This is a genomic window from Pontibacillus sp. ABV4_188 (assembly GCF_056311905.1).
This window is the reverse complement of record NZ_CM149975.1, coordinates 3,574,181-3,600,867: the sequence shown is the minus strand read 5'-3', so window position 1 is coordinate 3,600,867 and position 26,687 is coordinate 3,574,181. Positions and strand designations below refer to the sequence as shown.

The following is a 26,687-nucleotide window of genomic DNA, read 5'->3' as shown; positions in this document are numbered from 1 at the left end:
CCGTGATGAATAGTATGTAGAAAGGTGAAAACAGCAAAGTACTAACTGGGGGGTACTTTGCTGTTTTTGGTTCGTATCCGCCGGGACGATGTACCTGTCCCCCTATCCCAGGTTGATATCTTACTGAAATTAGCGCAAGATAGAAAGTTATAAGAGATAGTAAGACAGGGCTACGGTCGTGTTTTAGTGTTAGGAGTGCGAAAATGAAGGAACAAACTCAGTACTACGAAGTAACGAAAATTATAGAAGTAGGAGAAGGCATGAGAGTGTGTTTAGATTTCACTGATATCCTGGCACCTGCGGAAGGTCTTTTTGTGGGCAACACGGGTCACGGATATGTGCACGTTCTCTCGGAAAATCGAGAAACAGGCGATTATCCCGCAAGACCGTTTCGCATTAACTGCGGAGCGTTTCATCAGTACTTGCACCAGGGTGATCGATCGCTTTATCTTCATGAGGTAACACCAGGAGAACCTCTTACGCTTTCTAGCCTTGAGGAGGAAAGAGATCGGTACGTGGGGAGAGTGAAGATTGAGAAGAGGCCTTTTGTAAGGGTGGAGTGTGAAGGTCAGGACGGAATGATCTCGGCCACGCTTCAGAATTCGTCTAGTGTTTTTGTTCGGGAAGAGAGTGATGGGGAGCTTTCAGTTCAGGATTTAGCCGTTGGGCAGCGGATCTTGTGTCTTCCTGATGAGCCTGGGCGTCATTTGGGGGAGAGGATTGAGGAGACTATTTTTGAGAAGTAGGGAGAAGGGGAGCACAGGGGGTTGTGCTTCTTTTTTTACTCTCTATAGATAGAAGATGATACTATAAATAGGAATGTAATCCTTATAATGGTATATTCTAATTGAATTATGATAGTGGGTTTGAAATAATATCCAAAAGGGCGTTTTTAATGAGATGTGCTAGTTGCCTTAGATTATAAGTGAAGTTACTACATAATCTATTAATCTATTTATTTTAACAGAACAGTTAGAAACGTCTTAATTAAACTGGAGAGGTTGAAAGCGTATGAAATCCATGAAATGGTTGATCGTTTCACTTATGTTGGTTATAGGCCTTGTATCACCTGTATCAGCAGAAGAAAAAACTTATGAAGAACTGTCAGTAGAAGAGAAGCACAGATTGCTAACTGAGATTGCTATTGAGAAAGATATCCCGCCAGAGATATTAAAGGCGATAGCTGCTGGAGAAAATAATATGATGCAGTACCAAGCAGATGGTACCGTTCAGGAAACGGATGATGGTGGTATTGGAATCATGCAAATAACCAATTATGACCTTAAAGGTGTAGATAGAGACCTTTTGGCTACTGATACGGAGTACAATATTAGAATAGGTGCTGATATTCTAAATGAGAAATGGGATCGGTTTGTTAAGAGATCAGCGTTACCTACGGTTAATGGAGCTAGTAACCGCGATATACTAGAACAGTGGTATTTTGCTATTATGGCTTATAATGGGTATTCTAATATAAACAACCCTGAAAGAGAATATGAAAACGGAGAAAAGCCTTATCAACAAAAGGTTTACGAAAAAATAGAAAAGTATAGTGGAGTTTCGATAGCTGAAACGCCTGAAGAGTTTTCTTTCCGTGTAGATAAGGATGGCTCCCTTGTATCGAATGTAAAAGACTATTCTTGGCCTGAAGCAAATTCGTATACTACTCAAATGTTCCAGCCTGGAGATCAAGTGTTTGTAATGAATAATTATGATTTGAGTGACAACTATGACTATGGAAATCTAAGAACCAATAAATCCTTTACGAGTACTCCGGTTGATCGGGTTCCATATTACTCGGAACTGGAAATTGTGAGCGGGCCTTATTACCCAACAGAGTGGATCTATCGACATTTTGTAGCTTATGAAGTTAGAAGCGATCATTACAATGGATACGTAGCTTCTACGAATTTAAGAGATATGGATCAAATGGAAAAAGAATTCAATCCAAAAGGTGAGCCAATGACCGAAGTACCTTTGAATAAGACGTGGAATATCGAGATTGATATCCCAATTGACCCTTCAACAGTAAACGAGCGTAATGTCTACATTGTGTCCGATGACGGAAAAGGTGTACGTATCGATTTATCGTTATCCTCTGATCAAACCCTCATCACGGCAACACCTGAGGGTCAGTATGACAAAGACACGGAATATACGTTGTATGTGAAGGGATTGAAGTCTACTGAAGGGGTACCTTTAGGGACGAATGTATTTCGGGAGTTTACAACGGTGAATTAAAACAGAATAATTTACTGGGACATGGGGACAGGTACAGCGTCCCGTTGAACCCTATGAAAATTAAAAGCAGCAAGTACTCGTTGAGAACTTGCTGCTTTTATGTTGTCAATGTAGAGGTGTTAGGATGTGGGACGAGGTGCCTGTCCCCGTGACCCTATAGATAGACTAAACGGTTTTCTTCCAGAAAAGAGGGAATGCCGTAATGTGCGACGAATTATCTATGAAAGAGTGTGGAAAGGAGGATGCGAGTGAGTGGTGTTTTTGAAAGGTTGCTAGCTTTATACTCCCCAAAAGATGGACAAAAGGTGCCTTATGAGGATTTTACTACTGAAATTTTAGTTGGGATTCTCGCACAAGAGCAGGAAATATTAGATGGTTTTGTGAAAAACGTCTTAGGAATTGAAGGAGGCGGTTTTTCAGTTCAATCGCAAAGGCGTTATATGCTAGAAGACGATATAGATTGCATTGTGGATGTCGTCTTTTTGAATAATGATACGATTTGTTTCCTTGAGAATAAGGTCAATGCTTCAGAAGGAGATCGGCAGCTAGATAGATACAAGAAGGTATTAAGTAGTTTTTCTTCTAAACATACTTATTTACGCTACTGTACGAAGAATTATGACCCGAAAGAGGTATTAGATATAAACTTTCATCAGTTTCTCTGGAGAGATATCTATCGCTTCTTGAAATCTTATGAAGCTAATGAGCTTATAAAGGAATTTTTAGAATATCTGAGGGGGCTTGGAATGGGAAGTTCAGCAGATTTTAATCTTCAAGATTTAATGACGATGAAGCAAATGATGACGACGATGGCGAAAATGGATGAATGCCTGGATTCAGTTACGCCGATTTTCGAGCGTTACTTTGGTGAGACTTATACATATGACCAGGCAAGGTTAAAAGAGATCCCAAGAAATCGATATTCGATATGGAAGGGAGATGTCATTCCGGGAAGGGGTCATAATGAATCCAAGATTATAGTTGGATTTGAGTTTGAAGAAGTGGAAGAAGCTTCTCCTACTATTTTCGTGGCTTTAATGTGTAATCATAAGCATCCTTATTCTGAATGGGTTCATTCTAATGTGAAAGCGGAGAATTTCGATTATACAGATGAAAATGATAGTTCCTGGTATTGGTATGAAATGTATCTTGCAGATTTCATTAGCGCTGAGGATCAGTTTGAAGAGATTAGTAAATGGTTTGTTCACCATATTGAGAAGTTAAACGAGGAGTTAGAGCAAGTGTTATATTCACTGAAAATGACAGATCCCTCGTCCGTTCTTCCACCTAAATAATATGCATCATGGAGTTGGGGTGTTGGGGCTTACTTTGTAGATGGCTCAATTAGTCCGTCCTTGAAATAGTTCGGGGAGTTTTTAATAGGGTTAAAGAATAAAGGGTTAGACCACGAGCTTGGGTACTCTGCCATTTTTATTGATCAAACGTTTGATCAAGTGAGGATAAACAGTGTACACTACCCTCTAAAAAAGAATGGCACCAAGGAAAAGAGAGGTATAGAATGCAGATGATCCATCCAATTAATTTAGAAAAGGAGTTGATTTATAGGTGTATAGAATTGTTGTAAGTATCTTAGTAATGGTTTGTGTGCTGTCTTTCAACATACCTGAAGCGGGAGCAAAACAATGGAATTCAGAAGATGCAGTTGTTGAAGCTGATAAAGTATGGAATATTGAATTTAATGTCCCTATGAATGAAGCGCAGTCGAATGGCAACCAGTTCATCTCCATTTTAGATGAAAATGGTAATAAGGTAGGGCTCGAGCGTACAATGAATGGTAATGTGATGTCTCTTTCGCCTGTTACTCCTTATGAGTCAGGGGCGAATTATGAGTTAGTGATTGATGAAAAGCTCACCTCTGCTGAAGGGGTTGAACTTAAAGAAGAAATTGTGATGCCATTTAGGATTAAGGAGTCAATGAAAGATGGAAAAAATACATATAAGTCTTCAGAGTTTGAGAGAGAAGTGTTAACTCTTGTAAATAAAGAGCGAGAACGCATAGGAGTATCTCCTGTAGAGTTATCAAATCCTTTAGGTTATGTAGCTCATCTTAAAGCTGAAGATATGGTGGATCATGATTACTTTAGCCATGAATCTCCTACATTTGGCTCTCCGTTTGAGATGATGCGTGAGTTCGGCATTTCATTCAGTGCAGCAGGAGAAAACATTGCCGCAGGACATACTTCTCCAGAAATGGTCGTTGAAGCTTGGATGAACAGTCCAGGCCATAAGAAAAATATTCTTAGTGCTTCTTATACCCATTTAGGGGTTGGTTATGAGAGGAATTACTGGGTACAAATGTTTATCAGGAGATAGTGGGACTTAGGGACAGGTTCATTGTCCCCTCGAGTTCCGAAATAAATTGAACATGAATCACATAATGAAAAAGCAGAAGGAGCCCCGATTAGATCGGGATCTCCTTCTGCTTTTTTTGTTGATCAAACGTTTGATCAATTTGTGCGAAGACTATTTATCAAACCTTCGCCAGCTCATTATTCAGTTCTGCTAACTCATCTTCGAGCTGTTTTAATTGTCTCTCCAATTTCTCCGTGTTCCCACCAACAGATTCCATCTTTTCTAAATCTCCCTGGATTCGTATGTAATCTGATTTTACAACGTTAATTTGGTTTTCTAGTTCTCGTTTTGTCATACCATAAAGCACTCCTTTTTTAATTTTTATTACGTAAAGTATAAATGAAGTAGGGTAGCAATGGCTACAGGTGGGACAAGGTACCTGTCCCTAAGTCCCACTATTTCTTCAATTTCCTTACTCCATAAATGACTAGGACTAGTGCTAGGACAAGGGTAGCTCCGACAATAATAGAGATTATCCATGTAGATGAGTTGGTACCCTCAATCTCTTGTTCTCCGTTTTCTTGAGCGCTGTCATCTTGCTCTTCCTCAACTCCGGTAATCTCACTCGTTGGCAACACGTACACATTTGAATCCTGACTGCCTGTGATAAGGTGGTTGTTCATAAGTACGGGTCCGGATGGGGCTAGTGTGCCACCTAGTTCTTTCTCGCCTAGCAATTCGCCGTCTTCTGTGTTAAAGGCGTAGACTAATCCTTCTGCGTCTGTGAAATAAACCACGTCCTGATCGGCGACTGGTGGTGCTTTGTTGATGTTGCTTTCATACGACCATGACTGCTCTCCGCTCTTGGCGTCATAGGCGTAGAAGGTGCGGGTGATTGGGCTGCCGACGAAAATCTTATCTTTGTAGATCATCGGGGCGCCTGATTTATTGTTTTTTACCATTTCCCCTGAGCCAAGGCTTTCTTTCCAGACCATTTCTCCTGTTTTAAGATCCATTGCATACATGAAGTGTTCGGGGTAGTCTGTGCCTTTTTCCGACGGTTCTAAGGCTGTGGTGATAACGAGATCGTCTTTATAAATGGCAGGGGGCACGTCATCGAGTCCTGCATATACGTTATCGAATTCGGTTTTCCAAAGTACTTCCTGAGCTGATAAGTCTATGGCGAAGAAGGTGTAAGGAGTGGGTCTTCCTGCGCCGACATAAAGGATTCCGTCCTTAATATTTGGAGAAGACATACTGACGACATGTCCTAGTTCCAACTTCCATTTTTCTGTACCATCTTCAGGGTCCACGGCATAGAGGTGATCGTCCCCGGTTGTGATATATACGGTTCCGTCATGATAAGCAGGTGTTGGCATGACTTCCCCTTTTGTCTTGAAATTCCATAAGATCTCACCCGTTTCTGGATCAAGGCTTAACATGCCGCTATCTCCTGTACCTCTCACTCCGTCAGGGCCGCTGAACCGATTGCCATACCCGACGAATAGCTGGTCATCCACGTAGATCGTCTCAGAGTGAATCCAGTTCGGTGCCTGAGCCTGCCAGTTCATCTTTTCTTCTATCAAATTATAAGAATAGATATCTCCTGTATTGTGGTTCCCTATGTACACATTATTCCCGACGATTACGGGTGTGGAGCGAATTTGATCGTTTGTATCAATGATTGTGTTCAACTGTTCTTCAAACTCGTTGTGGAAGACAGGATTATTGTCTGGATTCATCCTGTACTGTGTCCATTCTGATGGACCGAAGTCCTCTGCTGAAATAGAATTCGCGAAGCTTAACGTGGGCAGTACCACAATGGATAGAATGACGAACAATCGAATAGGCGCTTTTAGTAGTGTTCTCATATCAATCTCCTTCCTCTAGCTTATAAGTTTAATAGTATAACTGCGCCAATTATAGCAAATATTTGTAAGTTGTCTAATTAATAAACGGCTAGGAGAAGGGGATTTTCCATATGCTCTGTTTCTATTAAGGGGGAGAGAGGTGACGGTGGGACAAGGAACCTGTCCCCTTGCCCCGAATTTTTATGTCTATTTATAGGTATAAAGGAATAGGTTCAATAGTGTAGAGGAGCATATAAGGAGTGTGATGTGGATGGTTAAACACCGGTTACGAAAATTTTCCTCATTGAGACAGGTTTTGTTTATCTCTCTAGCTATGATTCTATGTGTGGTAAGCAATCCTCGTATGTCTAATGCTGAGAGTGATAGAGATGGGATTAAGGTGTTGATCATCTATACAACTTCAGATGGACAGGTTACCCAACACCAACGAATGCTTGATATGCTAGTTGGTCATTTCACTGCGGATATTTCTTTAGTTAATAGTGATGACGTAGCGGAACGTGATGTGGAGGGGGTCACTCACTTATTTTATTTTGGTGAGGTGAAAGGAGTAGTGCCGAGTAAGCTTCAATCTATTTTTGATAGCTTTACTGGCCGTAAATTTGCGATGGGGCATAATACGTCTGAATTAGGAAGTTCATTTGCTTTTTTTGAAACAAAGGATTTTTGTCATATTGATGAACTACAAATGGAAGAAGGGGAAAAGGTGGCTATCGAAAGTAAAATGATTCAACACGTGGCCTTGAAAAAAACCAATACTCAAGTATGGATATCAGCATTTCATGAAGGAAAAAGCATTCCTTTGTACATTCAGAATAAAAAATCCTTCTATTTTGCAACGCCCTATATCGATCATACTTTCTCACCCTATCTAGCAGAAGTTCTTCATGACTTTTTCCAAGTGCCTCATACCCACTTACATCCCGCTTATCTCCGCTTAGAAGATATACATCCAATGATCGACTCAGATAAACTGGAAAGAATCGCAGATCTGTTAAAAGAAAAAGACATCCCCTACATGATTTCTGTCGTCCCCGTGTATCGCGACCCGAAAACAGAGCGCAAAATTCATTTATCGGATTCACCAAAGCTTTTGAATTTGCTCAAAAGAATGCAAAAAGAAGGCGGGAGTATCATCATGCACGGTTACACTCATCAATATCGTGATGATGAAACGGGGGAAGGCTTTGAATTCTGGGATGTGGAAAATAATATGCCCATTTCAGCTCCCGCGACGGAGACTGTGACAAAGAAGGGGGAGGGTGACTTTGCGTCAGTGGAAGAGTATGAGGATCATGTAAATCAGGTGAAGAAGTTTGAGACCAATTATATATCAACAAAGATTGAAAAAGGTATTCAGGAATTGGTCAGTAATGGTCTGTATCCGCTAGCGTTTGAGCCTCCCCATTACACAATGTCACAAAACGGATATGAGGTTGTATCGAATTATTTCTCTACGTACGTTGGTCAGCTGCAATTAAGTGATGAGGACTGGAGAATTATGTACCCTTCTCCGTACATATCTTCCCCTTCTTTTCTTCACAACATGAAGTTTCTTCCTGAAACATTAGGTTATATTCCCCCTGATGATTCAGAAGCAATTGAAAATGTTAAGGCAGCCATAGAAACACAGCAAGTGGTAAGAGATGGTATGATGGCAGCCTTTTATCATTCTTATATCGGTGAGGAAGCTTTTAAAGATCTATTGTCTACCATGGAATCTATCCCAGACCTTGAGTGGATTGATTTGAAGGAACTAGGGGATGCCGCTCAAACAGAGCATATCCATATCGCCTCTTCTGATGGGGAGATAGACGTGGATGTTGATTATGGACAACTGCTACTTTCGAGTCCGGAATTCTATAAGCCAATCGTCAAAAATGGGGCCAATACAGCTCTTTGGATCTTTGGTGGCTTTTCTATGATTATGGTTACATTATTCTTCATCTATATGTATAGCTTCTCTCGTAAGCGAAAGCGAATGGAGGCTCGTAATCATGATCACAGCTGATTTTTTATTTTATGTAGCCTTATTCCTGATCTGGTTTGTCCTTGTCTATCATATGTTTCTGATGCAAGGTGGCGTCTTGTTTGTCATGAAGCAATCCAAGTTGAATGAAGAAAGCAAATTGGTAGATGCGGACTGTCCCACTGTCAGTGTTCTGATCCCTGCTCATAATGAAGAGGTGGTCATTGAAGGAACGCTTAAAGCCATGGTCGAAATCGAGTACCCGAAAGATAAATTAGAAGTGATTCTTATTAATGACAACTCTTCTGACCGTACAGGGGCTATTGCAGACTCCTATGCGTCGCACTATTCATTTCTTAAGGTGCTTCATAATTCTCCTTATGAAGCTGGGAAAGGGAAATCAGGTGCGTTAAATCAAGGGTTAAAGATTGCAAGGGGAGAGTATATTGTCGTCTATGATGCCGATAACAGACCGGAGAAGAAAGCCGTTTATAACCTTGTTTCTGCACTAGACCGGGATCCTGAGGCAGGGGCTGTCATCGGAAAATTTAGGGTGATGAATGCGGAAAGAAATTTGTTAACCCGCTTTATTAACATTGAAACAATAGGCTTCCAGTGGTTGGCTCAAGCCGGGAGATGGTTTTGGTTTAAATTGGCCACGATACCAGGAACCAATTTTGCTATTCGGAAGAGTATTCTTGAAACACTAGGTGGTTGGGATGAGAAGGCCTTATCGGAAGATACTGAGTTAAGCATCCGTGTGTATAATTTAGGATACTATATAAAGTTTAACCCTGATGCTGTGACGTGGGAACAGGAGCCAGAAACATGGGATGTGTGGTGGAAGCAAAGGTTAAGATGGGCAAGGGGCAATCAGTATGTCATTGTAAAATATATCATGCAATCTTTTACGCTGAAGCGAAAGAAAGTGTTCCTAGACTTATGCTATTTATTCTTCACGTACTTTATATTTATGGGGAGTATTATACTTTCTCATTTATTATTCTTACTAAATCTACTTAAAGTCATCGATATATCAGCAGGTTCTGTCTCTGTATTCTTACTCTTATTAGCTTTTGTGGTATTTCTTTTAGAGAATTTACTGGCACTGAGCTTAGAAGAAGGTCAATTAACCATTCGAAATGTTTTTAATGTAACAAGTATGTATTTCACCTATTCCCAAATTTGGGTACTACTCGTCATCGTCTCCATGTTCTTAGAAGTCAAAAGGGTCCTCCTACACCAAGAAGTGAAATGGTACAAAACAAAGAGGTATCGGGGGACTTAGGGACAGGTCCCTCGTCCCTTCGCCTCTCAAAATATATTTAATAGATTAGCGTTCCCTAACAAACGCAGGCTGGTATTTCAGCCTGCGTTTTTGTGATGGTTATATTTTGATAGCGTTAAACTCAAATTAGGGACGAGGTACCTGTCCCCGGGTCCCCTCAAATTAGGGACGAGGTACCTGTCCCCTAGTCCCCATTCATATACAATTTCCAGGAAATATGTTACCATTTAGTGGTTTTGTAATGGTGGTTTTTCCATCTTTACTAGAATCGTCCGTGCTGAAGTAGTTGTAATATGTTCTTTTCTTAATACAATCATTAAGACCTCATGAAAGGAAGATCGGTATGAAGACTGTAACCATTATGGTACCTGCTTATAACGAAGAAGATTCGCTTCATTATTTATATGAGCGGATTTTTGGCGTGGTGAATGACGTGAAGGGTTATACATTTGAATTACTATTCGTCAACGATGGGAGTCAGGACCAGACGCTGCCAATCATCAAGGAATTGAGAGACATGGACAAGCGTGTGTCTTTTGTGGACTTGTCCAGAAATTTTGGGAAGGAAATAGGGATGATCGCGGGGTTAGATCACGCAAAGGGAGATGCGGTTGTTATTATGGATGCTGACCTTCAGGATCCGCCTGAACTGATCCCGGAGATGATAGAGCACTGGGAAGCGGGATACGATGATGTATTTGCTAAGCGGAGAAGTCGTTCTGGCGAGAGCTTGATGAAGAAATTGACCTCTAGCCTCTTTTATAAAGTGCTTGAGAAGATGTCGGATGTACCCATTCAAAAGGATACGGGAGACTTTCGCTTGTTAGACAGACGTTGCGTGGAGGCTCTTAAGAAGATTCGGGAGTCGCAGCGCTATACAAAAGGAATGTTTAGTTGGGTCGGTTATAACAAAAAGGAAATCCTATTTGACCGCGATCCACGTGTGTCAGGTGAGACGAAGTGGAATTATAAGAAGTTGGCAGATTTAGCGATCGAAGGGATTACTTCGTTTACAACTGCCCCGCTTCGGTTGTCCTCCTTCTTAGGGATAGGCGTGTCGTTCTTTGCGTTTCTTTATATGCTCTGGATTATTTCTAAAACCCTTCTCTACGGAGAGGATGTGGCAGGGTACCCGTCGCTTATGAGCGCGATTCTATTCTTAGGCGGCATTCAGCTTATCGTTCTTGGCATTATAGGGGAGTATCTTGGGCGTATATTCAATGAAACGAAGATCAGGCCGCTATATTTCGTGGATGAGTATAACGAAGAGAAAGTGACGAATCGATCAGATTTAGTTAAGCAGTCCCAACAACAAGAAAATGTCAGGAGCGAAGAGAAGTTTTATGGATAAAAAGAAAGAACTGTTTTTATACCTTGTGTTTGGTGGATTGACCACCCTTATTAATATCATCGTTTATGCCTTACTTGAGAGTGGGCTTGGAGTTGATTACAGGTGGGCTACGACTGTGGCGTGGGTGGCTGCAGTGGTATTTGCTTTTATAACGAATAAACTATTTGTGTTCGGGAGTAAGGACACGTCTGCTAGGACTAGCACTCGCGAGTTTGTTTTATTTATCTTTTTCCGTATTCTTTCATACGGAGTCGACCTTGGGACGATGATCCTACTTATTGACGTTATGAGTCAGGATTGCTTGGTTTCTAAGATTGTGGCGAATGTGTTCGTGGTGATCTTTAATTACTTTGCAAGCAAGTATTTGATCTTTGCTGGGCAGAGCGAAGAGGAGGTGAGGGTATGAGCAAAGTGCTTTCTCTTTTTCAGCGTTTTGCTATGCTGGTCATTTTACTTGTAGGTGTGTTGTTCTTCTTTTTTGGATTCTTATCAAATTTTACGATGATCGATGATGTGTACTCTTTGAGAGACTTGTCTCTTCTATTGCTAGTAGGGATTGTTCTTTTATTTATAGGGGTAGCCATAGTGAGATTGCCGATCCCTAACTGGGCTTTTGTGATTCTCTTGCTCGTTTCGGCTTTCGCAATTCGTCTTGTGTGGGTGTTGAATGTGGATACTTCACTTCTGTCGGACTTTGCTAAGTTGTACAATGCTTCTGTTCAGGCTTCAAATGGGGACTTCTCATTTTCGGAAAATGCTTATTTTACAAGATGGGTCTATCAAATCGGATTTGTGATGTATCAAGCTGCAGTTATCTTTGTATTCGGTGAGAATCTATTTGTTCTTAAGTTCATCAATATAGTCTTCGCTACCGCTACAGTGGGGCTTGTGTACTTAATTGGGAAGTCTGTGTTTAACGAAGCAGCGGGTCGTATAGCGGGCTCCGTTTATGCGATCTACCTTCCGTCTATTGTCATGACTTCGGTGTTAACCAACCAGTATTTGTCCACGTTTTTAATGTTTGCTGGATTCTATTTGTTGGTAGAACGTTTTGAAATCGGTAAATGGAGTTGGATTGGGATTGGAGTTTTATTGGCGTTTGGACACATTATACGCCCAATTGGTACATTCGTTCTGCTCGCTGTTGGAATTTATATCTTTGTCGCGTATCTGTTGAAAGGTGACCATAAACTCAAAAGTCTTGGGAAGTTGGCGGGTGTTGTGGGTGTGTTTTTCGTCATTCAATTCTCCGTCAGTCAGGCCTTTATGGCGTCTGGAGTTACGGAGTATCCGCTTGAGAATCGTGATCCTTTATGGAAGTTTGTGTTAGGACTAAACCATGAAACGGATGGAACATATTCTGGATCTGATGTGGAGGTTCTCGCTCCTTTAGATGAAGAAGAGCGTGAGCAGAAGCAGAGGGAAATGATTGAGGAGAGGCTTTCTGATCCAGGAGAAGTCTTTGTACTGATGAAGAATAAGTTTCAAATTATGTGGGGAGAAGAGCACGATTCTACATTCTTTTGGGGCTTAACGGGTATTGAAGCCCCGAATTTCAAGAGGCTCCTTTATCAAATTGATAATATAATGTTTCCTTTGTTCTTCTTGTTTGGCTTTGTAGGCAGTGTGAGTTTGCTGTTATGCAAGCGCTCAGAGATTCCGATGAAATCACTACTTTTTGTACTGCTTGTCATTGGTTATGCCATGATCCACTTAATTATTGAAGTGCAAACCAGATATCGATTCTTTGCCATGCCGGCTCTCATTTTGCTTCAAAGTTACGGCGTTTATCTCATTTCACAATGGGCGCGTGGGATGCGGGGACAAGTTCATCGTCCCTTCGCTTCACGAAATAAACAGGTCATTGACGAGTGATTGTCAAGAAACACAGGCTGATTAATCAGCCTGTGTTTTTTTGTAGTCATTTTTTTGTTAGCGAGAAGTTCATGTAAGGATGATATTCCTGAGTAATTAGAACGAGAGAAATTTCTCTTAATGATATAATAAATTTAAAAAATAAAGAAATTTCTTAAAAAATGATTGATTCTGAAAACGGATACAGTATACAATGAATTCAGAAAATTAAAAGGAAGGCGGGATCCGATGGACGCCGTAAAAACGAACATAACAGATTTTAATATGAACTTCTTTAATTTAGAGGGGAAAGTAGCGCTAGTAACTGGAGGGAATTCAGGTTTAGGTCAAGGGTTCGCGCTCGCTCTGGCTAAGGCGGGAGCAGATATCTTTGCGGTTAGTATGGCTGAGGACGAAGAAACAAAGCAGCTCATAGAAGCAGAAGGTGTCAAGTATCACCTGATGATTTCTGATATTACTGAAGACGGTGCTTGTAAACAAGTGGTTGAAGAGTGTCTCTCTGTTTACGGGAAGATCGACATCTTGCTCAATAATGCAGGTATTAACATAAATGAGAAGGATGTAACGAAATTCACACGGCTTCAATGGGATAAGATGGTGTCGGTGAACCTTACTGCACCTTTTGATTTAGCGCATGAAGTAGCGAAATATATGATTCCTCAAAAGAGCGGTAAGATCATTAATACATGTTCGTTATTCTCTTATCTTGGTGGACAGTGGTCTCCTGCTTATGCAGCTACTAAGCATGGTTTAGCAGGTTTCACGAAAGCTTATTGCGATGAATTAGCTCAACACAACATACAAGTAAATGGAATAGCTCCAGGGTATTTCGCAACAGATGTCACTGAAGTTACGAGAGCCAGCCCTGAGAGTAACCAACGTATTTTGGATCATATTCCTGCAAACAGATGGGGAAATATTCAGGATCTTATGGGAACAATGGTGTTCCTGGCTTCTGATGCATCCAATTACGTAAATGGAACGCTGATCAATGTTGATGGCGGATACTTGGTTCGATAGATTACTAGACTACTTATGAAAATAAAGGAGACGAGGAAATGACTATAAAAACAAATTCAATTGTTGAAGACTTAAAAGAGCTGCTATCCGAGGGGCAAGTTGTCACAGACGATGCTGCCTTATACGATGCATCTGCTGACCGGTATAAGAAATATGCAAAGTCGAAAAATGTTCTCGATGTGCCTAAACCGTTAGCAATCGTTTATCCTCTTTCCAAAGAAGAGGTTAAAAGTCTCCTTGTGTATTGTAACGAACAACTCATCAACGTCATTCCGCGGAGCGGGAAGACGGGGACAGAAGGTGGCTTAGAGAACTGGAAACAGGCAACTGTTGTAATCGATGGATCTAAGATGAATGAGATTACGAATATTGACACCTACAATATGCAGGCAACTGTTCAGACAGGTGTTAAGCTGCAAACCTTAGAGGATGAGCTGCGTAAATTAGGGTATACAACGGGGCACTCTCCACAGTCGAAGCCTGTTGCCCAACTTGGTGGGTTAGTTGCTACTCGAAGCATCGGTCAGTTCTCGACCCTTTATGGAGCTATGGAAGATATGCTTGTTGGATTAGAGTGTGTATTTCCAGAAGGGAACATTTCTAAGATTAAGAATGTCCCAAGAAGATCAGGAGGACCTGATATTCGTCACATTGCGCTAGGGAATGAGGGGGCGCTTTGCTATATTACAGAAGTAACGGTGAAGATCTTTAAATACATGCCTGAGAATAATGAGTTCCATGGCTATTTAATCGAAGATATGGAAACGGGTATTAGCATTTTAAGAGAGGTCATGGTGAATGGATTCAGACCATCAGTGGCTCGTTGTTATTCAGAAGAAGATGCGAGAAATCATTTCGGGAATTTCTATGAAGGAAAATGTGTACTCCTCTTTATGGCTGAAGGAGCCAAAGGTCTTGTGAAAGCGACGAGTGAGGCGATTGAGGAAGCGGTAGAGAAATTCCAGTCAGGCATTGTGAAGCAAGTCGATTCTTCCCTAATAGAAGATTGGTTCAATAACTTGAATTGGGATCAGAGTAGGATTGATGCTGAGATTGAAGAAATGATTAAGCATAATTCTCACGATGGCTTTACTACAGAAATTTCTGCTGATTGGGAGAACGTGATTAAGATCTACAACAATGTCATAGAGCGAGTGAGAAATGAATTTAAGCGCGCTGATGAGCTAACGATGCTTGGAGGACATTCTTCTCATAGTTATTTAAACGGGACGAACATGTATTTTGTCTACAACTATACTATTAATTGCGACCCTGAAGATGAATTACTGGAATATCATCATCCGATTCACCAGATCATCATTGAAGAGACTCTGAAGCTTGGTGGGTCTATGTGTCATCACCACGGCATTGGAAAGTATCGTTCAGAATGGACAAAAGAAGAGCATGGTTCAGCTTATTACATGCTAGAGAAATTAAAAGAAGCTTTTGATCCAAACGGAATCATGAACCACGGGACCATCTTCCCTCAATACAATGAAGTGAAGAAATATATCAGAGGGTGATGAGTATGGGTAATCAATATATCATGGGGATTGATAGTGGGTCCCAAAGTACGAAAGTTGTAATTTTTGATATAGAGGGAAATGAATTGGCTTATGGTTCCTCTACTTTGAAAGAGACCCTTTCTCCTGAGCCTGGAGTTGTCGTTCACCCTGAAGATGATTTGTGGGACAGTTTGTACGAAGCGGTTAATCGATGTTTAAACAATTTTCAAGGGGACCGGAAAGAGATTATTGGGATTGGATTATGTACCATCAGGTGCTGTCGTGTTCTTTTAGATGAGCATGGAAATCTGGCCCATCCAGTTATTAGCTGGATGGACGCCAGGTTATCGAAGCCATATGAGCATACCGATGATCGTGTTCATTATGTAACGACCACCTCCGGATACCTTGGTCTCAAATTAACGGGACAATACAACGATACAGCAGCAAATTATGAAGTGTTTTGGCCTGTGAATCGAGAAACGCTAGATTGGTCTACAGATGATGAGGAGATTGCGGCATATGGACTGAGGCGTGATATGCTCTTTAACCTCGTGAAACCAGGTGAAGAGCTAGGTACTCTCCGAGGGGATTTAGCGAAAGAATTAGGATTAAGTGAAACGATCTCTGTTGTAGCTACAGCTAATGATAAAGCAGTGGAAGCGTTAGGATCAGGCATCCATGATGAACATTCTATTATGATTTCACTTGGAACATTTATCTCATCTATGATGGTGAGGGAAACCTATTTTGAAAACGCTACCAATTTCTTTCCAACCTTCGCCTCCATCCCATATCAGTACGCTTACGAATCAAATGGAATTCGAAGAGGATTATGGACAGTTAGTTGGTTTAAGAAACTAATTGGTGAAGAACTTGTGAAAGAAGCGGAGAAAGCAGGTATTTCTGAAGAGGAATTTATGAATCGAAAAGCGACAGAAATCCCAGCAGGTAGTGATGGATTGTTTACGGTCTTAGACTGGTTGGCCTCACCAGACACTCCATATCGAAAGGGAATGATGATTGGGTTCGATCAACGCCATACACGCTATCATATCTATCGGTCTATATTAGAAGCCATCGCTTATGAAATGAAGAATAATATCGACGCCATGACTAAAGAAATTGGAGTTGAAGTGAAGGACATTGTTGTGATTGGCGGAGGTTCTAAAAGTGATCTTATGATGCAAATTCTTTCAGACGTGTTTGGGCTTCCGACTTATAGAAGGACAGGAAGTAGTAGTGCTTGTGTAGGGGCTGCAATTTGTGCATCTCAATCATTAGGTATCTATGAGGATTTCAACTCCGCTATTCAGCAAATGGTTACAACAGAGTCAAGATTTACTCCTAATGAGCAAGTCCATTCATTTTACACGAAGGTAAATGAACATGTGGTCAAGCATATACGAAAGCATACGGACGAAGTCGCTAAGCTTATTTATCCTATATTTAATTAAAGGGTTGGGTGGTGTCTGTGAAATCAAGTAATGTGAAGAGATATTTCCAGTTCTTCTTGATTGTAATAGCAGCGGGGGCGATTTTTCCCCTAATCTATCTGAGAACCAACTATCAAGGAACGATTCTAGAAGTATACGATATGAGTCTATCGCAACTAAATAGCATATTCTCTGTTTTAGGAGTTGCCTACATCGTCGGTTACTTCCCAAGTGGTTGGATTGCAGATCGATTTTCAGCGAAGAAATTAATTTCTATCTCCTTACTCTGTGTTGGGTTAGCGGGGATCTGGTTTGCACAGGTACCGAGTTATCCAGTAGTAATCTTGATCTTTGTTATATGGGGGCTCTTCTCTGTTCTCACGTTTTGGTCGGCTCATTTAAAGATTGTTAAAATTATTTCAAAGAAAGAGGAAGAAGGCCGTTTCTTTGGCATATTAGATGGCGGGCGAGGAGTTGTTGAAGCAACGCTAGCTAGTATAGCGGTCTTTATCTTTTCTTCAGTACTAGGAGCGAGTGAAGCTGTTGCAGATAAGCAAGATGCACTGGTGAATGTGGTTTATTTATACTCGGGAGTCTTAATTCTTGTATCTGTCTTAATTTACTTCTTTGTAAATGTGGATGAGGAGAATGAAGAGGCTGCAGAAGAGTCGAATGAGAACGGTAACAAGCTTAGTATGAATCTTGTGAAGAAAGTGGTTCTTAATAAGTATGTGTGGCTGTTGGGCGGCATTATCTTTATGTCCTATGTAGTCACATGGACTGTGTACTACTTTGGTGGCTTCCTTGGAACTAATATTGAACTTGATGCCTCTACAGTCGGAACAATAACCGTAACGATGTTGTGGATGCGTCCGATTGGGGGAGTAGCTGGAGGCTTTCTTGGGGACAAGTTTGGTAAGAGTAACATCTTAATGTTCGCTTTAGGTTTTGCGACCGTTTTTCTCTTCCTTATCCCAATCCTCCCAACATCTTTACCGAATATGGTCTTTAGTGCCCTCGTGATTTTGAGTGGACTTGCGATTTATACCATTCGCGGTCTTTATTGGTCCCTACTTGGTGATTGTAATATTAATAAAGAAGTACTAGGGCTCTCTATCGGATTTGTTTCATTAATTGGTTATCTCCCTGATATTCTACTGCCGCTTGTAATGAGCAGTATGATTTCAAGTTTTGGTGATGCAGGTGGATACAATGCCTACTTCCTATTAAGTGCCATTGCTGGTATTCTAGCGATCGTGATTACATTTATCTTCAAGCAAACGGTTAACAAAAATACGGTTGTGCAAGATCAACAGACCTATTCTGCATAAGTGTAGGAGTTTAGATAGGGACAATTATCATTTCTTAAGTTCTGGAATGATAGTTGTTCCTTTTTCGCGAATTGAGTAATGAAGATTCAAAAAAAGAGAAGGGGAGCTAACATGTTACGGTTAAACACGGAACAGTTAACCACGTTGGAGAAAGATGTACATGGTAAAGTGTCTGAATTAGTAAAGAAAAATGATCGGTTAAAGATTGTAGAAGCGGCAGACGTATGTAACGTAGCTCCTTCTAAAGTGTCTACGTTGGTTCGGAAGTTAGGGTTCGATAATTTCAAACAATACAAGCGTTACTTCAGTGGGCAAGAAATTAATGTTGAGAGTGAAAAGAAGACGGAAGAGCTGGAACGATTGATGTTGTTCTTAGAACACTTTGATCATAGCTCAGTTGATCAATTTATATCGGTCTATCATAAGTTTGATAAAGTGATTCTATTTGGTTTAGGTCCTTCATTTATTAGTGCGGAATATTTTGCGTATAAGCTGGATATCGTTTCAGCTAAAAACATTAAAGTCACTCACAGTGAAGAGTACGTGAAGCAGATGGCTGATCAAGATACACTGTTAATTGTCTTCTCAGTCACCGGTAAGTTCTCCACGTTCGAGAATCTCTTCCAAGAAACAAAAAATCAAGGATCAGAAATCATGTTGATTTTAGAAGAGTACGCTACTATTCAGGAAGCATTAGTGGATTACGTTTTCCATCTTTCTACATACACTCAAAGTGAACAATTACTCCCATTTGAGAAAACCAGAACGATCTTCTTCATCTTCATGGAAGAAATCGCAACTAAACTGAGGGGGACATAGGGACGGGTACCTTGTCCCTCCAGGGGGGGGGGACATAGGGACAGGTACCTTGTCCCTTCAAGTGGGATGAGGGGACAGGTACATCGTCCCTTCACTTCACGAAATAAACACGTAATTGACTAGCTAATGTTAATGAAAGGGCTGAAATACATGCGTTATTGTGTGGGGGGATTAATTCACTGCATACTGGGACGATGAACCTGTCCCCCTGTCCCGTCTTTCATCTTTTTGAAGGAATTTTAAAGGGATGGTAGAAATATAAAGAAGAGCACACCCCCGGCTTTCCCCTATCTCTCACCCCATCCACCTCTAACGAAAGGAGGTTCCCCAAAAAATTGCCCAGAACAGCGAGAAAACAAAGCCGTACTGGCATCTACCACATTATGCTGAGAGGCATCAACCAACAAACGATCTTCGAAGAGGACACCGACAAACATCAATTTCTACGAACCCTAAAACGATATAAGGAACTCTGTCATTTTAAGATTTATAGTTACTGTATTATGGACAATCATGTGCATCTTTTATTAGAAGAAGGAGAGGAGTCAGTTTCCCATTCTCTGAAAAGGATCAGTTCGAGCTATGTGTACTGGTACAACTTGAAGTACGACCGACACGGACACTTGTTTCAGGGGCGTTTTAATAGCGAGTGTGTGAATGATATGGAGTATTTCCTGACGGTAGTGAGGTATATTCACCAAAATCCATTGAAGGCGGCGGTTGTCGGAAACGTGTGGGATAGTAAATGGACGAGCATTCATGCGTATCTCGGTGGTCGTTCTGATTTAGTCGATACGGAAAAATATCTGGCCTTATTAGCATTAGACGATGCTCCAGCTTTGAGGCGATATAAGATCTTAATGGAAGAGGTAAACGAGGACCAGTGCCTTGATATTTTTGTAAAAAGAAGGGTGCAAGATTTTGAAGTAAGAGAACACTTGAGTAATCTAGGCGTCACTAATAGTAGTATGTTGCAACAAATGGAGCGTAAGAAGCGAAATGACATACTAGCATATCTTAAGGAAATCGAAGGCGTGTCTTGCAGACAGATATCGCGCATAACCGGTATTTCTAAAAGCGTAGTGGGTCGTGCGGTGGGACGGAGGGACAGGTACGTTGTCCCGTTTGAATCGAACGAGTAAAAAAGCAGAACGAGGTGTTCTGCTTTTTTTATGTGAATTGATATTTAGGGAAACGAAGGGACGAGGTACCTGTCCCCCCGGCCCAATTAATCCTCAAAGAAAGAGGCTTCTTCTTCTAAGTCGCGGAACCATTTTTTCTTGTAGGAATGAAAGGTGTGGCCTTTTGCTTCTGGATCGGTTTTCATTTCTTGTTCAATCCATTGATTCTGTTCAAGGATTGCTCTTTCTGTACGAACTTGACCTTTTCCTTTGCAAACAAAACAAATGCCGTCATCGATATGTTTGTACCGTCTTATTCTTCCTTTTCGTCCTGGTTCACAGCTGCAGTGTGGACATTCTATCGTCGGGTAAGGGTGGGTCGATACATCGAATGGAAACTGAATAGGGATCGCCTCCTAGGTAAATTATGAAAGTTAATCTATTTTAATCCTATTTTCAACCTCTCATATTCTACCATATGCAGGACTAAAGGACGAGTAGTGACCCATCTGACTCAGTAGAAGCGAAGGGACAATGTACCTGTCCCCCCATCCCAGCTCACACTCCCATCAAAGAGAGTACAAACGTACATACACACACAACTGCTAGGAGCGCAAGGCTATAGTAGAGCGTTTTCTGGAAAAGGGCTGATTCCTTACCGGTTTGTTTAACGGCGGCGGTCGCAATAGCGATAGATTGTGGAGATATGAGTTTCGCCATAACGCCTCCGGCTGTGTTGGCTGCTAGTAGTAGGGCTGGATTTGCTGTGATTTGTTCAGCTGTTACGACTTGTAGGTGGCCGAACAGGGCGTTGTTACTGACAACAGAACCTGTAATGAAAACACCGAGCCAGCCTAAGATAGGGCTGAAGAGTGGGAACAAGTCGCCTGTTTTAGATAGCGCTAATCCAATGGTAGAGCTGAGTCCTGCAAAGTTTGATAGATTTGCAAACCCCATGACGAAGCAGATCGTCAGAACGGGTACCCATAATTCTTTTACAGTAAGTTTTAAAGAGTTCATTCCTTGCGGTAGCGTGATCGCAGAGCTGAATAGTCCTGTTAGCAGTACAGCTACAAGAATCGCGGTCCCTGTTGCAGAGATGATGTCTAATTTGAATAATGCATCTAGCGCCACGGTTTCTGGAGAGATCGGGGGTGCTTTCATAATGGTCTCATGCAGAAACGGCATCGGAATCATTTTTGTTGTGTTCTCTAGAAGCCCGTCCTCACTGAATAACGCTTTAAAAGCGGGTAAGCTCCAGATCGTAATCGTTGCGGTTAAGATATAAAAAGGAGACCAAGCTTTCACAATTTCCTTAAGAGAATAGGTGTCCAAGTGTGTAGTCTCAGGAGCATCGCTTTCACGGTAAATCGTTTTTGGCTTCCATTTTCTTAAGAACAGAGCAAGGCCTGCCATGCTAAGAAGCGCGGCTAGTATGTTCGCTAGTTCAGGTCCTAAGAATAAAATGGTGAAAGTTTGAGTCCCTGTATAAATTCCACTTACGACGAGGAGAGCCGGAAGTGTTTCTTTAATTCCTTTCACACCATTCAAAATAAAGATGAGTAAGAATGGAATGGCAAAAGAGATCATAGGTAGCGTGAATGCGAGCATTCTAGATAGTTCCATCGTTTCTAAGTTGCCCATCTGCGCCCCAACAATAACGGGGATCCCGATGGCTCCAAAAGCGCCAGATGCGGCATTGGCGATCAAACATAGGGCAGCAGCTTTCAGTGGACGGAAGCCGAGTTCAACGAGTAAGGCGGCACTGATCGCAATCGGAACTCCGAAACCGGCAGCCCCTTCAAGGAATGCGTTAAAACTAAACCCGATTAATAATAGCTGTAAGCGCTGGTCTTCTGAGATACCTGCGATGCTAGCCCGGATGACGGTGAATTTACCGGTCCGGACAGCGATTTTGTAAAGCCAAACGGCCATGATGACAATGTAACCGATCGGCCATAACCCCTTCGCAACGCCTAATACAGAAGCGGATAGGGCCTGAGCCAGCGGCATATTGAAGAATAGGACAGACACGGCTACACTCAAACAAAGGGTAAGAAAGGCTGCAAGTATGCCTTTCATTCTAAACTTTGTTAAAGCGAGAAAGAAAAACAAGATCGGCAGAAAAGCGATAAAGGCACTGATTAATTCGTTTCCAAATGGATCGTACTGTTGTAACCACATCGGATATCATCTCTTTCTAATTCAGAATAATCGTTATGCTTCAAAATTTTGCTCTAAAATGTCTTTCAATACGCGAGCACTATGGTCGAACTGTTCTGTTTCCTCAGCATTCAAGCTAACTTCCACCACATTGCGGATTCCGTTACGATTAATCACAGCTGGCACCCCAATATACACATCTTCCGTGTTGTACGCCCCGTTCAAGTAGGCACTCACTGTCATGATGCTATTCTCATTGTTTAGGATCGCTTTTGTAATTCGAGTTAGCCCCATTGCGATGCCATAGTAGGTAGCGCCTTTTCTCTCGATGATGTGATAAGCTGCATCGCGAACGTTTGTGAAAATTTCGTCCAAGTCTTCAAGTTTATAGTCAGGGCGTTGTTTCATCATTTCTAAAACAGGTACGCCTCCTACTGTCGCGTGACTCCAGACAGGAAGTTCAGTGTCCCCGTGTTCACCGATGATGGTTGCATGAATATTAGATGGTGCGACTTCGAAATATTCGCCAAGCATGTATCGAAAGCGGCCAGAGTCAAGAATTGTCCCACTGCCAATTACGCGCTCTTTTGGTAGTCCGCTGAATTTCCAAGTAGCGTATGTTAAGATATCGACTGGGTTAGTAGCGACAAGGAAGATTCCATTGAAGCCACTAGCCATTACGTTCGTTACGATTGTGTGGAAGATAGATAGATTCTTCTTCACTAAATCTAATCGAGTTTCGCCTGGTTTTTGGTTAGCTCCTGCACAGATACAAACAATATCGGCATCTTTACAATCGTCGTATTGTCCGTACCATGTTTTTGTTGGGTTGGGGGCGAATACTTTTCCATGATTTAAGTCCATAGCGTCGCCCATCGCTTTGTCCTCGTTTAAGTCAATGATTACGAATTCTTCTGTTACGGCTTGGTTTAGCATGGCAAAAGCATAGCTGCTCCCTACGGATCCTGCTCCAATTAGTGCCACGCGGTTAACATTTTTAGTTGTCATTTTAAATTCCTCCGTAGAAAAATAATTTATGTGAATCTATTCACAATCTTATTATGCAACGCTTTTGTTATGGGATCAATACCACATGTGAAACTTTTCACAAAAAGAAACAGTAGTAACTAAAAGAGCGCTTACATGTTCACGTATTGTTCACAACTGGTGGGATGAGGGGACGGTGGGATGAGGGGACAGGTTCCTTGTCCCAGTTAGTGGGCCGCGGGCCAGGGTGACACACGGGCCAGGGGGACAGGTACAGTGTCCCAGCCAGTTTATGATTCTCTTTTGATGACCATAATGGTTGTAAAAGAGTTGCGGGGGGACGTTTGAATGGAGGAAGAAGGGAATTTCTTTAAAGGGTTTATGTGGGCTTTGATGCTTAGTCTACCAATCTGGGCTGTCATTATAGGAGTTGTTAGTATGGTAGTCTCTTAATTTAATATAGAAGCATATAGTGATTTAAAATATTCATAAGCCCCTCTCTACTTGATCAACGTTTGATTAAGTAGAGAGGGGCTTATTTTATAGGGATTGAGAGAGGGGGAGGGACAATGTACCTGTCCCTTCGTCCCGAATTAAGGAAAAATTATAAAAATTATAGTAATATGTAGAAATGGGCTTTTTTGCCTAAATGAGCTTTAGAAGGGGTAGTTTTATGGGGAAGGATAAAAAATTATCGTTACTTAACGATCGTAACAAGTTAATCATCAAATTATCGTGGTTTTCAATTTTGCTAAGTATTTTAACGAACTTCACAAGTCATTCAGGATGGGTAATCGCCGGAATTATTTTGGGGATTGGAGGAACGTTTACCACAATCGGCACGATTTTGACTTGGAAAGAAATAGGTGTTAAATATGTTATGTACATAGTCATGCTCAGTCTGACTTTAATTACATATTTTATGGTCGAAAGCAATCCACATATGATTTCTTACTTAATGGTTTATTATAATTTAACGGTTATCTCGGTTTATCAGCTAATGAAGCCAATTGCAGTCATCTCCTCCTTGCAAATCGCTTTAACCGTTCTGTTTTATATACAGTTTGGCCCGGTTATGTTCCCGGATTACGGCGTGGAAGGTTTAGTTTCACTTATTCTGTACATCGTTTTAGTGACGGCTTTTCTAATGTTCCAGGCAAGACTGAATACTAAACTTCAAGAAAAATCGAGTGCAAATGAAGAGCAAGCACTGTCAGCACAGCAGCATGCGGAAGAGATGGTTACACAAGTAAAAAGTTCCCTAGAAACGCTTAGTAATTTTAGTGATAGTTTGAAGGGGAATATTGATGTAACAGGTCGTGTATCTTCTGAAGTGACCAAGACATTTAATGAAATGGCCTCAGCTATTGAGCACCAGGCGGCTGGTGTTATGGATATCACTAGCCTCGTTGATCGAAGTAAATCAAATGTAGATGATGTGAATGTAAGTTCAAATTCTATGAAGGAAAATACCCAAAAGTCGGTAGACGTAGCTAATCAAGCATTTGATCAGATGAACCATTTGAATGGAGAGATTGAAAGTGTAAATTCTATTATGATGCAAGCGGAAAATTCTATGAACCAATTAAAACAAGAAGCAGCTGAAATTAGCGATATTATCCTAGTCATCAATAATGTCTCTGAGCAAACGAATCTTCTGGCTTTAAACGCTGCCATTGAAGCCGCCCGCGCAGGTGAACATGGTAAAGGCTTCGCCGTTGTAGCAGATGAAGTTAGGAAATTAGCTGAAGAGTCCAAAGCCTCTACTGTTAAAATCGCTTCTATATTAGAAAAGATTCAGCATAACATTAATGGGTCAGTAGAGAAGGTTACAGAAGGAAGAGAGGCCGTCACATCAAGTCAGGCCAACTCATCAGAGATAAAAAATGTGCTAGAAACTATTAAAGAAAATGGGAACAACGTGGTTGTTCAATCCCAGACCGTTGATGAAAACATAAAACAATTACTAGAATCGTCTCAACTAACGAGTGATCAAATCAATGAGGTGTCCTCAATTACTCAACAGACGGCAGCGGGGGTTGAAGAAGTTCTCGCTAGTGTAGAAGAACAGAATGCGAAAGTGAATGAAATCGTAGAGGATTACTCTACACTTGAAGAGTCCATTCAATCGTTTGTGAACATCGTCAACCGCTCGTGATTTGGGATGGAGCGTGGGATGGGGGGACAGGTACGTTGTCCCGCCACCAATCCCCGCCTTAACAGAATAGCGCATTAGAAAAAAGCAGAACTACTAGTTCTGCTTTTTCTGTGACCAGAGACACCAGTCCATATTATTTAGTGAAAAGAAGGGACAATGTACCTGTCCCCAAGTCCCGTTTGTCCCCAAGTCCCGTTTATTTTACCCATTCACCAATCAAGTCTTGATTCTCTTCCACCCATTTGCGTGCGCCGTCTATGGGTTCTTCACTATTTTCTACACTGTTGATGAGTTCGCCGATTTGCTGGTCGTTCATCTTCCAGTTCTTTAGCCATTCTTTTACTTCAGGATGATCGTCTGCAAAGCCTTGGCGTGTTGCGTGGTGAATTTTCTCTACGCCGCCGTACACTTCCTTCGGATCGTCCAAGAATTTTAAGTCATATTCCGAGAAGATCCAGTGCGGGCTCCAAAGAGGAGCCACGATTGGTCGTTCCTCTTTCACAGCTTCGCCAATTTCAGCTAGCATCGCCGGTTCAGAGCTTGATTGCAAGATGTAATTAAGGTCATAGTCTTTAATTAATTGTTCCGTTACTTCCATCGTTCCTGCGCCGGGGTCAAAGCCGACAATGTTCCCTTCAAACTTTTCCTTATGTTCATTCAAGTCTTCGATGCTATTCACATCTTCCATATAGGATGGAACGACAAGTCCTACTTTTGCATTGTCATACCATGTGGCATCTGAGAAATTCACGGTATCCTGATAGCTCTCTAAGTAATTGGCATCCTGAACCGGTAACCAGATTTCTAAACTGGCATCTAGGTCTCCGCTTTTTAACGCGGCCATCGTACTTCCCATGTTCAAGTTGGTTAGCTTTACGTCATACCCTTTATCTTCTAGAATGACCTTCCACATATTCGTGACGGCAATATTTTCAGCCCAGCTAATTTGGCCGATTGAGATTTTCTTATCCGCTTTCTCCTCGTCACCGGCTTCCTCGGTGCTCCCACATGCTGTTAGTACCGCTATCATCACGATTGCTAACAACATACTCCATGATTTTTTCCACTTGTCCATGTTGCTCAACTCCCCTTTTCTTAGTGATATCTATATCTTAAATACATTTAACGTTAAATGTATTAAGAATTTTTTTAACAAAAATGCAAAACGAAATTCTCTCTTTTATGTAAAAGTGGAACGTGATGAGAACGGGGAGTCTGTCCTACAACAGACCCCCGAAC

The 26,687-nt window shown here is 41.5% G+C and carries 21 protein-coding genes; 16 read left to right on the top strand and 5 right to left on the bottom strand.

The genetic code is table 11. The annotated features are described in order from the left end of the window. Positions 1–203 precede the first annotated feature (203 nt). From ACYX4O_RS18205 to ACYX4O_RS18190, 4 genes are all read left to right on the top strand, one after another. Positions 204–746 carry a 3-dehydroquinate synthase II gene (locus ACYX4O_RS18205; RefSeq protein WP_476352910.1) on the top strand — a complete coding sequence of 181 codons (543 nt, stop codon included), beginning with the start codon at positions 204–206 and terminating at the stop codon, positions 744–746. A 265-nt stretch (positions 747–1,011) separates the two neighbouring features. Next, complete coding sequence (locus ACYX4O_RS18200) at positions 1,012–2,241, top strand: Ig-like domain-containing protein (RefSeq protein ID WP_476352908.1); 1,230 nt, start codon at positions 1,012–1,014, stop codon at positions 2,239–2,241. A 248-nt stretch (positions 2,242–2,489) separates the two neighbouring features. Then, positions 2,490–3,536 (top strand): hypothetical protein, encoded by a 1,047-nt coding sequence (locus ACYX4O_RS18195; protein WP_476352906.1) that lies wholly within the window; start codon positions 2,490–2,492, stop codon positions 3,534–3,536. Between the two features lie 271 nt (positions 3,537–3,807). Next, a complete protein-coding gene (locus tag ACYX4O_RS18190; RefSeq protein ID WP_476352904.1) occupies positions 3,808–4,575 on the top strand; it encodes a CAP domain-containing protein in 768 nt (255 codons plus the stop codon). 157 nt (positions 4,576–4,732) lie between these two features. Here the strand turns inward: ACYX4O_RS18190 and ACYX4O_RS18185 are convergent, their stop codons facing one another. After that, positions 4,733–4,909 carry an SE1832 family protein gene (locus ACYX4O_RS18185; protein WP_476352902.1) on the bottom strand — a complete coding sequence of 59 codons (177 nt, stop codon included), beginning with the start codon at positions 4,907–4,909 and terminating at the stop codon, positions 4,733–4,735. Between the two features lie 100 nt (positions 4,910–5,009). Beyond that, positions 5,010–6,425, bottom strand: a complete 1,416-nt coding sequence (locus ACYX4O_RS18180; RefSeq protein WP_476352900.1) for an outer membrane protein assembly factor BamB family protein — start codon at positions 6,423–6,425, stop codon at positions 5,010–5,012. A gap of 283 nt (positions 6,426–6,708) precedes the next feature. Here ACYX4O_RS18180 and ACYX4O_RS18175 point away from each other — a divergent pair, with 283 nt between their 5' ends. From ACYX4O_RS18175 to ACYX4O_RS18125, 11 genes are all read left to right on the top strand, one after another. Continuing rightward, positions 6,709–8,436, top strand: a complete 1,728-nt coding sequence (locus tag ACYX4O_RS18175; protein ID WP_476352898.1) for a DUF2334 domain-containing protein — start codon at positions 6,709–6,711, stop codon at positions 8,434–8,436. Next, the gene (locus tag ACYX4O_RS18170) at positions 8,423–9,682 is read left to right on the top strand and encodes a glycosyltransferase family 2 protein (RefSeq protein ID WP_476352896.1); all 1,260 of its coding nucleotides are present in this window, start codon (positions 8,423–8,425) and stop codon (positions 9,680–9,682) included. Before ACYX4O_RS18175 ends, ACYX4O_RS18170 begins: the two co-directional genes overlap by 14 nt. 343 nt (positions 9,683–10,025) lie before the next feature. Then, on the top strand, positions 10,026–11,033 hold the full coding sequence (locus ACYX4O_RS18165; protein WP_476352895.1) for a glycosyltransferase family 2 protein: 1,008 nt from the start codon (positions 10,026–10,028) through the stop codon (positions 11,031–11,033). Beyond that, the gene (locus tag ACYX4O_RS18160; protein ID WP_476352893.1) at positions 11,026–11,439 is read left to right on the top strand and encodes a GtrA family protein; all 414 of its coding nucleotides are present in this window, start codon (positions 11,026–11,028) and stop codon (positions 11,437–11,439) included. Before ACYX4O_RS18165 ends, ACYX4O_RS18160 begins: the two co-directional genes overlap by 8 nt. After that, positions 11,436–12,908, top strand: coding sequence for an ArnT family glycosyltransferase (locus ACYX4O_RS18155; RefSeq protein ID WP_476352891.1), 1,473 nt, complete (start codon positions 11,436–11,438; stop codon positions 12,906–12,908). The genes ACYX4O_RS18160 and ACYX4O_RS18155 overlap by 4 nt, the downstream gene beginning before the upstream one ends. Before the next feature lie 228 nt (positions 12,909–13,136). Further along, positions 13,137–13,928 carry an SDR family oxidoreductase gene (locus tag ACYX4O_RS18150; RefSeq protein WP_476352889.1) on the top strand — a complete coding sequence of 264 codons (792 nt, stop codon included), beginning with the start codon at positions 13,137–13,139 and terminating at the stop codon, positions 13,926–13,928. A 38-nt stretch (positions 13,929–13,966) separates the two neighbouring features. After that, positions 13,967–15,451: an FAD-binding oxidoreductase gene (locus tag ACYX4O_RS18145; RefSeq protein ID WP_476352887.1), complete on the top strand. Its 1,485-nt coding sequence runs from the start codon at positions 13,967–13,969 to the stop codon at positions 15,449–15,451. A gap of 5 nt (positions 15,452–15,456) precedes the next feature. Beyond that, the gene (locus ACYX4O_RS18140; RefSeq protein ID WP_476352885.1) at positions 15,457–16,890 is read left to right on the top strand and encodes an FGGY-family carbohydrate kinase; all 1,434 of its coding nucleotides are present in this window, start codon (positions 15,457–15,459) and stop codon (positions 16,888–16,890) included. A gap of 17 nt (positions 16,891–16,907) precedes the next feature. Continuing rightward, positions 16,908–18,200 (top strand): MFS transporter, encoded by a 1,293-nt coding sequence (locus ACYX4O_RS18135; RefSeq protein WP_476352883.1) that lies wholly within the window; start codon positions 16,908–16,910, stop codon positions 18,198–18,200. A 111-nt stretch (positions 18,201–18,311) separates the two neighbouring features. Next, positions 18,312–19,019, top strand: coding sequence for a MurR/RpiR family transcriptional regulator (locus ACYX4O_RS18130; protein WP_476352881.1), 708 nt, complete (start codon positions 18,312–18,314; stop codon positions 19,017–19,019). 335 nt (positions 19,020–19,354) lie between these two features. After that, a complete protein-coding gene (locus ACYX4O_RS18125; RefSeq protein WP_476352880.1) occupies positions 19,355–20,161 on the top strand; it encodes a transposase in 807 nt (268 codons plus the stop codon). A 537-nt stretch (positions 20,162–20,698) separates the two neighbouring features. Here the strand turns inward: ACYX4O_RS18125 and ACYX4O_RS18120 are convergent. Beyond that, the gene (locus tag ACYX4O_RS18120) at positions 20,699–22,324 is read right to left on the bottom strand and encodes an L-lactate permease (protein ID WP_476352878.1); all 1,626 of its coding nucleotides are present in this window, start codon (positions 22,322–22,324) and stop codon (positions 20,699–20,701) included. A gap of 33 nt (positions 22,325–22,357) precedes the next feature. Beyond that, a complete protein-coding gene (locus tag ACYX4O_RS18115) occupies positions 22,358–23,311 on the bottom strand; it encodes an L-lactate dehydrogenase (protein ID WP_476352876.1) in 954 nt (317 codons plus the stop codon). Between the two features lie 652 nt (positions 23,312–23,963). Between ACYX4O_RS18115 and ACYX4O_RS18110 the strand changes: the two genes are divergently transcribed. Then, a complete protein-coding gene (locus ACYX4O_RS18110; protein WP_476352874.1) occupies positions 23,964–25,448 on the top strand; it encodes a methyl-accepting chemotaxis protein in 1,485 nt (494 codons plus the stop codon). A 196-nt stretch (positions 25,449–25,644) separates the two neighbouring features. Here the strand turns inward: ACYX4O_RS18110 and ACYX4O_RS18105 are convergent, their stop codons facing one another. Continuing rightward, complete coding sequence (locus ACYX4O_RS18105; protein ID WP_476352872.1) at positions 25,645–26,523, bottom strand: glycine betaine ABC transporter substrate-binding protein; 879 nt, start codon at positions 26,521–26,523, stop codon at positions 25,645–25,647. Positions 26,524–26,687 lie beyond the last annotated feature (164 nt).